Source organism: Niallia sp. NCCP-28, from assembly GCF_023168165.1.
Taxonomy (GTDB): Bacteria; Bacillota; Bacilli; order Bacillales; family Cytobacillaceae; genus Niallia.
Map to the genome: position 1 here is coordinate 228,720 of NZ_BQYJ01000005.1, position 11,265 is coordinate 239,984.

At 34.8% G+C, this 11,265-nt stretch carries 11 protein-coding genes; 2 read left to right on the top strand and 9 right to left on the bottom strand.

Going from position 1 to position 11,265, the window contains the following annotated elements; translation table 11 throughout:
* Window positions 1-294: 294 nt before the first annotated feature.
* Window positions 295-1,212, top strand: a complete 918-nt coding sequence (locus NCCP28_RS15965; protein ID WP_248562417.1) for an aldo/keto reductase — start codon at window positions 295-297, stop codon at window positions 1,210-1,212.
* A gap of 163 nt (window positions 1,213-1,375) precedes the next feature.
* Here NCCP28_RS15965 and NCCP28_RS15970 read toward each other — a convergent pair whose 3' ends face one another.
* From NCCP28_RS15970 to NCCP28_RS16005, 8 genes are all read right to left on the bottom strand, one after another.
* Window positions 1,376-3,469, bottom strand: a complete 2,094-nt coding sequence (locus NCCP28_RS15970; protein WP_248562418.1) for an Ig-like domain-containing protein — start codon at window positions 3,467-3,469, stop codon at window positions 1,376-1,378.
* A 220-nt stretch (window positions 3,470-3,689) separates the two neighbouring features.
* Window positions 3,690-4,046, bottom strand: a complete 357-nt coding sequence (gene mnhG / locus NCCP28_RS15975) for a monovalent cation/H(+) antiporter subunit G (protein ID WP_248562419.1) — start codon at window positions 4,044-4,046, stop codon at window positions 3,690-3,692.
* Window positions 4,024-4,308: a Na(+)/H(+) antiporter subunit F1 gene (locus tag NCCP28_RS15980; protein WP_248562420.1), complete on the bottom strand. Its 285-nt coding sequence runs from the start codon at window positions 4,306-4,308 to the stop codon at window positions 4,024-4,026. The genes mnhG and NCCP28_RS15980 overlap by 23 nt, the downstream gene beginning before the upstream one ends.
* Window positions 4,305-4,784, bottom strand: coding sequence for a Na+/H+ antiporter subunit E (locus NCCP28_RS15985; RefSeq protein WP_248562421.1), 480 nt, complete (start codon window positions 4,782-4,784; stop codon window positions 4,305-4,307). Before NCCP28_RS15985 ends, NCCP28_RS15980 begins: the two co-directional genes overlap by 4 nt.
* A 74-nt stretch (window positions 4,785-4,858) precedes the next feature.
* Window positions 4,859-6,340, bottom strand: coding sequence for a Na+/H+ antiporter subunit D (locus NCCP28_RS15990; protein ID WP_248562422.1), 1,482 nt, complete (start codon window positions 6,338-6,340; stop codon window positions 4,859-4,861).
* Window positions 6,333-6,671 carry a Na(+)/H(+) antiporter subunit C gene (locus tag NCCP28_RS15995; RefSeq protein ID WP_248562423.1) on the bottom strand — a complete coding sequence of 113 codons (339 nt, stop codon included), beginning with the start codon at window positions 6,669-6,671 and terminating at the stop codon, window positions 6,333-6,335. The genes NCCP28_RS15990 and NCCP28_RS15995 overlap by 8 nt, the downstream gene beginning before the upstream one ends.
* Complete coding sequence (locus NCCP28_RS16000) at window positions 6,671-7,096, bottom strand: Na(+)/H(+) antiporter subunit B (RefSeq protein WP_248562424.1); 426 nt, start codon at window positions 7,094-7,096, stop codon at window positions 6,671-6,673. Before NCCP28_RS16000 ends, NCCP28_RS15995 begins: the two co-directional genes overlap by 1 nt.
* A complete protein-coding gene (locus NCCP28_RS16005) occupies window positions 7,080-9,497 on the bottom strand; it encodes a Na+/H+ antiporter subunit A (protein WP_248562425.1) in 2,418 nt (805 codons plus the stop codon). The genes NCCP28_RS16000 and NCCP28_RS16005 overlap by 17 nt, the downstream gene beginning before the upstream one ends.
* Before the next feature lie 189 nt (window positions 9,498-9,686).
* On the opposite strand from NCCP28_RS16005, the gene NCCP28_RS16010 reads away from it, so the two are divergent.
* Complete coding sequence (locus NCCP28_RS16010; RefSeq protein WP_248562426.1) at window positions 9,687-10,379, top strand: universal stress protein; 693 nt, start codon at window positions 9,687-9,689, stop codon at window positions 10,377-10,379.
* 65 nt (window positions 10,380-10,444) lie between these two features.
* Here NCCP28_RS16010 and NCCP28_RS16015 read toward each other — a convergent pair whose 3' ends face one another.
* Window positions 10,445-11,002 (bottom strand): tyrosine-type recombinase/integrase, encoded by a 558-nt coding sequence (locus NCCP28_RS16015; RefSeq protein ID WP_248562427.1) that lies wholly within the window; start codon window positions 11,000-11,002, stop codon window positions 10,445-10,447.
* Window positions 11,003-11,265 lie beyond the last annotated feature (263 nt).

Below are 11,265 nucleotides of genomic sequence, written 5' to 3' on the forward strand. Positions count from 1 at the left end.
TGAAACTCCCATACCTAATCATAAATTTGACAGGATTATTTTAAAGAATATTTTTATTGCTATCTCGAATAAAGATTATTATTGCTCCTTTCCTGATTCTCTATTTATAGACAGCAATTGAAACCCCTTTCTTAATAGTTGAAGTAAACCTACTTATATGTCAAAATAACATGGTATAGCATATCCAACTAAGAAAAAACATATATGAGAGAACTTCAGTTATTGGTTGATGGATCCATAGAATCATATCCCTCAGCCCATACATATATTTTATAAATTGGAGGGGAATAAATAATGAGAAAAATAAAGCTTGGAAGCAGTACACTAGAAATACCTGTTGTTGCGGTTGGCTGTATGCGCATTAACTCGCTTGAAAAAGCTGAAGCAGAGCATTTTGTGCAAACAGCTTTAGAAGAAGGTGCAAACTTTTTTGATCATGCAGATATATACGGCGGGGGTGAATGCGAAGAAATCTTTGCAGATGCTATTAACATGAATGCAGATATCCGCGAAAAAATCATTCTGCAATCAAAGTGCGGCATTCGCAATGGAATGTTCGACTTCTCAAAAGAATATATTTTGGAATCCGTTGATGGAATATTAAAAAGACTAAAAACAGATTACCTGGATACATTGCTTCTTCACCGTCCAGATGCATTAGTAGAGCCTGAAGAAGTGGCAGAGGCTTTTGATATTCTTGAAAATTCTGGAAAAGTAAGGTATTTTGGCGTATCCAATCAAAATCCCATGCAAATAGAATTGCTTAAAAAATATGTAAAGCAGCCATTAGTTGCAAACCAATTACAATTAAGCATTACAAATGCCAATATGATTTCTAATGGAATTAATGTAAATATGGAAAATGAATCAGCAATCAACCGTGATGGAAGCATTCTTGATTATTGCCGATTAAATGATATTACCATTCAACCTTGGTCTCCTTTCCAATATGGATTTTTTGAAGGAGTATTTCTTGGCAGCGATAAGTTTCCAGAATTAAATCAAAAAATAGATGAAATCGCTAACAAATATAATGCAAGCAATACAACTATTGCTATCGCTTGGCTATTGCGCCACCCTGCAAATATGCAGCCTATTATTGGCACCATGAATATTAATCGATTAAAAGAATGCTGTCAGGCAAGTGAAATCAATCTTACAAGAGAAGAATGGTATAGTATCTATCGTGCAGCAGGCAATATTTTGCCATAAATCTTACTTAGGATATCTCAAATTACAAAGGAGGCAAACTAGTCATTTTGCCTTCCTTTTTATTATTCCAAGATATAAATATTTATAAAAGCTTAAACCATATAATATTAAAAAACTAGTTAATCTCTTAAGAAGAAAAACTAGTTCAAAATCTATTGTTATCTTATTTTTTTGTAAAGACCACCTTATTTAAACTAGAAATTTCAATTTTATCTCCAGACTTTAATGTCGCCGTTACACTTCTAACAGTATAATTATCTGATGTGCTTGAAAGAATTTCATTTACAAGCAAATTATCCTGTCTGTAAATGATTAAATTCCCCGATCCCTTTGGTGTTGTTATTTTATATCTTCCAGGAGAGATATCTTTGCCGACTGTCCAATATCCAGCGTGCAATGTATTGGATTTAACATGTGAAACGCGAGTAAATTGCACGCTATTTAATCCTAAGATTTCAACGCTATCTCCTGACTTGATATCTGTTGTAACAACCATTACACCAAAACCATCATCTTCACTTGAAAGAATTTCATTTACAAAATGATCAGTTCCAGAAGCAATAAATAAATTGCCGCTTCCTGAATTTGTTGTAATTTTATAGCGGCCTGCTGGAAGGTGTTTACCTGCTTTCCATGTGCCCGCACTTAAGCTTTTCGTATAAGGTACATTAATGGCCATACTGCTAGTTTTGCCATTAACAGTTTTAGCAGTAATCTTGGCTGTTCCCGCACCTACAGCTGTTACTTTTCCTTTGCTGTCTACTTTTGCCACATTTGCATTGGAAGATTTCCATTTTATCGTTTTATTTGTTGTATTGCTTGGACTTACTGTTGCTGATAATGTTAGTGTTTTTCCTTTAATCAAGGTAGCGGACTTTTTATTTATTTTTACTGATTTTGCTGGAATTGGTGATGTAACCGTTACTTTTATCTTTACTTCCTTTGCACCTTTAACAGAAGCAATAATAGTTGTGGTACCTTTTGTCTTGCCCGTTACTTTTCCTTTGCTGTCTACCGTTGCTATTTTTGTATTGTTAGATCTCCATTTCACAGTTTTATCTGTACTATCAGAAGGAGTTACTGTCGCTGACAGCATCCCTGTCTTGCCTGCTATTATGGATAAGCTTTTTCTATTTACTTTTACTGTCTTAGCAGAAACCTTTACTGCTATTTTTTTTGAAATTTTCCCATTAGCCTTTGCTGTTGCTGTAATAGTAGCAGATCCAGTTGCTTTTCCTTTAATATTTCCTTTGGCATCTACTGTTGCCACTTTTATATTGGAACTTTTCCATAAAACGGTTTTATCAGCAGCCTCGGTTGGAGTTATAGTTGCCGTTACCTTTATTGTTTGATTATTCGATATATTCAATGAATATTTGCTTACCTTTAGCCCAGTCGGCACAATATTATTGACTGTCAGCTTTACGCTTTTGGTTACAGACATATTGCCTTTCGCTGTTGCTGTAATCGTTGTATTTCCAGCTTTACGTGCTTTAATGTTGCCGCTAGCATCCACTGTTGCAACAGTTGGGTTACTGCTTGACCAGCTGACATTTTTATTTGTGACAGTAGATGGATTAACAGTTGCTGTAATCTTGGCTGTTTTATTTACCATTAAAGATAGATGAGACTTGCTTAACGTAATGCTCTGAGGAATAAGAATCTTTTCTTTAAAGCTCATCGTTCCCGTTAAAGAAGCAATATAAATTTTATCCCCCTTTGAAAATTTATAAGCAAAGGACCCGCTTTCCTGATAAAAATCAAATGCCTCTTTTTCATGATATTTGCTGTCAAAAATACTAATATATGCTGTATCATACTCATCATATGGCCGGTCAATCTGTAAATTATACGTTCCTACTGGGATATCGGCACCAATCTCATAATAGCCAGCTTCTACTTTATTTGCATCGATTTTTGCTAATTTTTGTACTGTTAATGGAGCGCTATCTTCATACAATGATACTTCTATTTTGTCTCCGTCGTTCAATCTTGCTGTAAAGTGATTAGGACCATACTCCTTATCATCGCTTAGTTCTTCATATAAGGTCTCATTCGCTCCATTTTTTGTCAAATAAATAAGTGCCTCACCTTTCGAAAGAGTAAACTTTATTAATCCAGCTGAAAGATCTTTTCCTACCTTATATGTACCTGTGCTTAATGTTTGCTTATTGGCAGCTTCCACCTTATTTACTGCTGAAAAAGATAGCAATATCATTAATAGAATCATAGCTTTTAGCAGCCTAGTTCTTTTCATCCATAACCCTTCTTTCTATTTTTTTACACTCCAATAAATATATCGTCAGCCAATATCCTATTTCTACTAAATATATATATTATTTACTATATTGTTAAATTTATAATATAGTAAACATTGCAGACTCCTCCCATGGCCCGAAGATAACAGCGAAAAAAATCCATCAGAGATACCCTCTCTAATGGATTAACAGATGCTTTTTAAATTAAATAACTATTTCTTACTCCTTTTCCCTTTCCATTATTTCTTTCAAATCATCTTGAACACTTTCTTTTGTTAAGGCTACTTTCGAACGGTAAGCTGACCGGACAATAACGTGTGAGGCAACAGGTGCAGTCAAAAATACAAAGAAAATGCCAAGGAATAATCGAATGCTAAAGGTGTCTTCTATCATAAAAAATACAAAAGTGCCTACCAGTGTAAACAAAACCCCCATTGTTGCACTTTTTGAAGCAGCATGAGAACGAGTATACACATCTGGCAGTCTAATGAGCCCAACTGCACTAAGGAAACTAAAAATGGTTCCAAGCAATATTAAAAGAACGGCCACTAATTCAATCTGATTGTTTACGTTCAATGACAACACCTCTTTCAATATACCTTGCATAGGCGATTGTTCCAATAAATGAAAGGATTCCTATCAATAAAATCACTTCAAAAAATGCAGTATTCCTCAGCAAAACAGAAAAGATTGCCACACCTGAAATCAAATTGATGCCTAAGACATCAAGTGCCTGTATTCTATCAGAAGCGGAAGGACCTTTTACCAATCGATAAACAGTTGCTAAAATCGATAAATTAAGAAGTATTAAAGAACAAAATAATATTCCATTAATCATCCACGTGTCACCTTCTTTATAGCATGCTCGAACTTCTCTTTAGAACGAAAAACAGAATCTCTTGATACAGGAATATCCATTGCGTGTATATAGAATTGCTTACTGTTAGGGGATACTTCTACTACTACAGATCCAGGAGTTAAATTCAATAGTAAAGCCAATAACGAAACTTCCAATTCCCCTTCCAAGTCAGTATCCAACGTAAATATTCCTGGGGAAATATTTATCTTAGGCCTCGTAATCTGCCGAATAACAACAATACTTGAAGTAAACAACTCATAAATAAAAACAAAAAACAGTTTAACCACAGCAAATAATGTTTCCAGATAAAATTTAGTAGGCAGATAACGGCGTAAAAGAAACAGAACCAGCAAGCCAAATAAATAGCCGCTAAAAAAAGTTAAGACACCCCAACTATCTTGAAGGAACATCCACACTACACCAATTAATAAGTTAATTAAAACCTGCATAGGCATCGCTACCACCCCTTTCCATTATTATTAAATATTAATTAACTTGATTCTTATAAAGAAAAGAATTTTATCAGCTTTTAATGGCTGCCCAATACTGCTTCAATATATATTTCAGGATTCATCAAGGTTTCAACTGCAATATCTACAAATTCATGAATCCCTTCCGTTCCTAAGCCTAAAGCGATTGTCAAAAAGGTAAGAATGCCGATAGGCAGCAATAACCCTTTTGTCGTCCCTTTCTCTTCTTCCAACGTTAAATCTGTATATCCCCAAAAAACGTTCATAAAAACTTTCATAATAGAAAACAGCACCATAAGACTAGTTATCAATCCTATTCCGCCTAGCCAAAAGTAACCAGCGCCAAATGTTCCTTCTGTAATAAATATCTTCCCGATAAAACCACTTAAAGGAGGAATACCGGATAAAGATAATGCAGCAATAAAGAACATCCACCCGAATTGAGGATGCAGCCTAATTAGTCCGCTTATTTCATTCAATTTACTTGTTCCTGTCAGATGAATAATCGTTCCACCCAAAAGAAAAATAAGCGCTTTTACAATCATATCGTGAATTAAATAATATAATGCACCAGTCATTCCAACTGTAGTAAAAGAGGCGACTCCTGCTAGAATAAGTCCTACTCCTACCACCACGTTATAGGTCATAACTCTTTGTATGTCATTATAAGCAACAGCACCAATTGCTCCTAGAATCATTGTTGCAGCTGCCAAAATACCAATAAATAAATGCGTATTTTCTGGATTATGATAAAAAACCAACGTGAAAATTCTCATAATAGCGTAAATTCCGACCTTCGTTAATAGCGCAGCAAATATTGCTGCAATAGCAGGAGGAGGAGCACTGTACGACCCAGGAAGCCAATAAAATAAAAATAATCCTGCCTTTAAGCTAAATACAATTAAAAATAATATGGCTACTGTAGTCATTAATCCATCTTGTCCTACACTAGCTATCCGAACAGATAAATGGGCAAAATTTAAAGTCCCTACCATTGCGTAAAGATAAGCTATTGCTACAAGAAAAAGAAACGAGGATATAATATTTATTAAAATATACTTAATCGACTCTCTTAACTGAACTCCAGTACCCCCTAATGCAATCAGCACATAGGAAGCAACAAGCATTACTTCAAAACAAACAAATAAATTAAAGATATCCCCCGTAAGGAATGATCCATTTACTCCTGTAATAAGAAAAAGAAATAATGGATAAAAATAATGCAGTTCCCTTTCCTTTCCAATAGAATGAAAGGCATAAAGCAAACAGCATAAAGAAACAATGCTTGTTACTAGGATAAGGAGCATCGAAAGCATATCCCCAACCATACTTACCCCAAAAGGAGCTTCCCATCCGCCTAATTGAAGTGTTTGAATCCCTTTTGTTTTTATTTGCATCATCAATACAAAAGATACAGCACCAACTGCAATAGTTGAAACAATGCTTAGAATCCTGTGCAGCATGATATTTTTTCTGAAAATCACCATCACCATACCCAGCAATATAGGGATTATGATTGGCAGTATAATTAAATTATTCATTGTCATTACCTCTCAGTTGCTCTGTATTATCCGTCCCCAACACTTTATAGGCACGGTAACTCAGCACTAAGAAAAGCGCCGTTGTTGCGAAGTTTATAACAATTGCGGTTAATAAAAGAGCTTGCGGCAAAGAATCCGCATAAGAAAGATCTTTTATCCCAAGCAAGGGGGGACCGCCTTTTTTCAAGCCTCCCATTGTGATAATAAGCAAGTTAACACCATGGCCGAGTATGGATGTTCCTAAAATAATCCGGAGTAATGTTTTTGTCAGAATTAGATAAATACCAATGGCGAATAGCACACCAACAAGAATAGACATCATTGTTTCCATTATCGATCATCACCTATACTCATAATAATCGTTATAGCCGTTCCAATAACCGCCAACGCTACCCCTATATCAAAAATAACAGCTGTTGCAAGTTCTGTTTTTCCAAATATAGGAAGTTCAAAATAATTAAATGCCTGAGTTAAAAATGGCTGATTTAAAACCATTCCGCCTACCCCTGTCAAAACAGCAATTAATACACCAACAGCGGCAAGCACTTTAAAATCAACAGGGATATTTTTGCGAACTGATTCTATATCAAATGTTAGGAATAAAAGAATTAAAGCAGAAGCAAAGGTAAGCCCTCCGATAAATCCGCCGCCAGGATAATGATGTCCTGAAACAAACAGATTAATGGCAAAAGTAAAAATAATGACGACCGCTACTTTTGTCACGCTTCTTATCAGCAAATCATTCGATCTCTTCATTCTTATCCCTCCCAGCTATCTTTAATTTTATTAATGTATATACCCCTAAACCAGCTATGCTCAGTACGAGAATTTCCAGCATCGTATCAATCCCTCTAAAATCAACGAGAATGGCATTGACTATATTTTGAGCACCAGCCAGCTTATACGAATTTTCATAAAAGCTAGAAATAGAGTCAAACATATGAGTTCCATTAGCTGAAAGAGCAATAACTGTTACTACTGCACCAACCCCAATTGAGATGACAGCATTAACTAGCTTAAATGGGATGCGACTAACTTCCTTCTGCAACGCCGGCAAGTGATAGAAGCATAATAAAAACAATGCAGTGGTCACGGTTTCCACAACCAACTGTGTCAGCGCTAAATCAGGGGCCCTAAACAATACAAAGAAAAAGGAGACTAAAAAACCTAATGCTCCAACAGCGGCAATCGCGGTCAATCTAGTTTTTGAAAATAATACTGCAATGGCAGAAATAAATACGGATGTGACAATCCCAATATCATATATACTGATAGGAGAATCTTGGGATGTATCGATTTTAAATCCTCCAAATATCCATAAAGATCCTCCCATTACAAGTATAATAAAAGAAAAGATATACACTAAATAATGACGAATAGATCCTGTCATATAAAAATCTGTTATTTTCTTAGAGGTATTCTCCATATATTCCAAACTAAAATTATATAAATTATTTAAAGTCATTGCTTGTGGATATAATCGATAAATCCGGTACCATTTCTTTAAATACACATACAATAGCGTTCCAAGAACAACTACACCTATTGTCATAAACAATTCTGCATTCCATCCATGCCATGCACTTATTTCTTTTACCTTGACTGTATCGGCAAGTGTTGGCAATACTGCAGCAAATGCTGGCTTCAGCAGATATTTTGCAATTGTATTTGGAAAAAAGAAAAAGATAATCACAAGCGAACCTAATATAATAGGAGATATTAGCAGTCCAATAGATCCCTCATGCACATTCTTATCAAGTTTTTCCTGCTTATTCTTCCCTCTAAATGTTTTAAATACAAGCACCATACAATAGACAAATGTAAATACACTAGCTATCCACGCTATAATTGGAATTACAATACCGATACTTTGCATGCTGAATATATTCATGGCAGCAGCATTTTTTACTGCTGTAAAAAACATTTCCTTACTTAAGAACCCATTAAATGGCGGAATCCCTGCCATCGAAAAACTTCCAATTACAGTAAGCGTAAAGGAAACAGGCATAATACTCATCAAACCGCCTAATTTCCTAATATCACGTGTTCCTGTTTCATGGTCAATAATTCCCACTACCATAAATAAGCATCCTTTAAATGTAGAATGATTCACTAAGTGGAAGATAGCTGCAAATATTGCTGCGGCATAAAGGGAGGTTTCAGCACTGCTATTTCCATAATACATAGAGGCAGAACCCAACCCAAAAAGACTCATGATTAATCCTAATTGGCTAATTGTCGAGTACGCTAACAGCGCCTTTAAATCTGTTTGTTTCACCGCATTTAATGACCCATAAAGCAATGTGACAATTCCTATGCCTGAAACAAGCCAAAACCATTCATAAGTTCCGCCAAATACAGGTGTTAGTCGTGCAACTAAATAGATGCCTGCTTTGACCATTGTAGCGGAGTGCAAATAAGCACTAATAGGAGTAGGTGCTTCCATTGCATCAGGCAGCCAAATGCTGAATGGAAACTGCGCTGACTTGGTAAATGCACCAATCAACACCAATACCATAGCCGGAATAAATAAAGCATCTGTATGGATGGTCTCCACCACTTCAAACATTTCTCTAATGCTATTCGTATTGGTAATCATCGAAAGCATAATAAATCCTGCAAGCATGCAAAGACCGCCAAATACAGTAATTAACATCGACTTTTGCGCACCATAACGGGATCTTTCTCGTGTGTACCAGTACGATATCAATAAAAAGGAGGAAACACTTGTAATTTCCCAAAAAACATATAGAACAAAAATATTGTCTGAGAAGACAAGCCCAAGCATCGCACCCATAAATAGAAGCAAATAAATATAGAAATTATGAAGTGCTTCACGTTGTTTGGAAAGATAGTAAATGGAATAGACAATTACTAATGTACCAATACCTGCAATTAATAACCCAAACACAAGACTTAGTCCATCTGCATATGCAGTAAAGTTAATATCGTATGATGGCAGCCATCGAGCTACCGCATACGATGTATGCCCTTTGGATATTTTGGGGATTAATGTTAAAAGGTAAATAAAGATGATGAACGGTACAAACAAAACAAACCATCCTGTGTGTATGCGCGGCGTAAACTTTTTATATATATAAGGCACAATGATGGCAAATATAAATGGAAACAATATAATCATGTGCAGCCAAGACATAGAATCTCCCTCCTTGTAAGTGTTTTAAAAACATTTTTTCTATAAATAAAAATCAGCTTATATCTTTAATATTGATTAAATTGGAAAATTTATTAAATAGATTGACTGATTTTGTAGCATACGTTATAGTCATACATAGTTTACTAATAGTGGTGTAAAAATTCACATCGATTTTGAGGTGAAAAAACAATGGAAAAAAGAAAAGAACGTATGGACGAAAGTATTCTCGTCTGCGTTTATTATGGTCCAAATGGTGAACGTCTCATACAACGAGGCTGTAAAATTGCAAAAATGCTTAATTGTCCACTTTATATACTAACAGTCGACCCAAAGCCCCTTGATGATTTAGATGCTGAGAAGTCAGGTTATATCGAAAGATGGAAAGAGTTAGCAGACAAACATAATGCCAATACTTTTGTAATTCGAGATAATGAAAAACGACCTATTTCTAAAGTAATTGCTGAGGTTGCACGAGAAAAGAATATTACACAAATCATTCTCGGCCAAACCGCTCAAAGCCGCTGGGAGCAAATTGCCAAAGGCTCTATCATCAATTCTTTATTACGTGAAATTCCTTTTGTTGACCTTCACATCATTTCTGTTTCCCGTTATCTTAAAAATCCGGAAGGACACTTTGAAAAGGGTATCCGTGCATATCTTGTAAAAGAACAAGAAAATTACCGTCTAATCTTTAATCATACAAAATCAGTAGAATTTGAAGGCATATTCTTTAAAGAATATGGGACAGACTTTAATAATGGTGTTTTTAAATTTATGAAAGATAAGGAAACATTACAAGTTGAAGTGCACGAGGATATAGTCAAAGAATTAACAAATGTTGAGATTGATGCAACTTTAGACTCTAATGATGATTATTTATAAATAATTGGTTTCTCCACCTGTTGATGGGTGGAGTTTTTTTATAAATACATGCTCATCCAAATCTCTTATAAATTCACATCTACCTTCACTAAACGCTTCTCTCCCTTATTTATCCCGATATATTTTAACGTTTCAGAGGGCGAGTGGTGATGATAAGTTTCCATTAAAATAGAAATAGCAATTCCTTTCCTGTAAGCATGATAGCCAAAGGTTTTTCTCAATGTGTGCATGCCGATTTTCCCTGGAATTCCAACTTCCTTTGCTGCATTATGAATAATTCGATATGCCTGCTGACGAGTAATCGCTTGATCATTCTTCTTTGACTTAAAAAGAAAATCTTCCTCTTTAAAATCATGGTCTTTTAAATACGCTTCTAGTTCAAGGTGTATTCGGTTATTTATATAGTAGGCTTTTTGCCCGTTAGAATCCTGCAAATACAAAAATTCTTTTATTCCATTCTGGTCTCGTATATCACCGACTTTTAGCGAAAGTAAATCACTCACTCTTATTCCCGTATTAATACCAAAAACAAACAGCAATAAATCTCTTTGTGATTGTTTCTTTAGCATCTCTTTAATCGCATTAATACTTTCAATATCTTTTATAGGGTCGACATATTCCATCGATTATCCTCCTAAATAAGTTACATAACTTAATATTAACAATAAATAAGTAACATTACAAATAGTAAACATTAAAAAATGATTAAAAAATTCATCATATTCTTATCTTTTTTTATGCAATTTCTTTTAAAAACCAATAGAAGATTGGCCATAGAGCAGGCAAAAATTTATAATTTAATGATAATTTTTGATATCAGAAATAAACTAAAATTTTCTTATGTTACATAATAAAAAAAAAACCGCTCCTATTTAAAGAGCGGAAA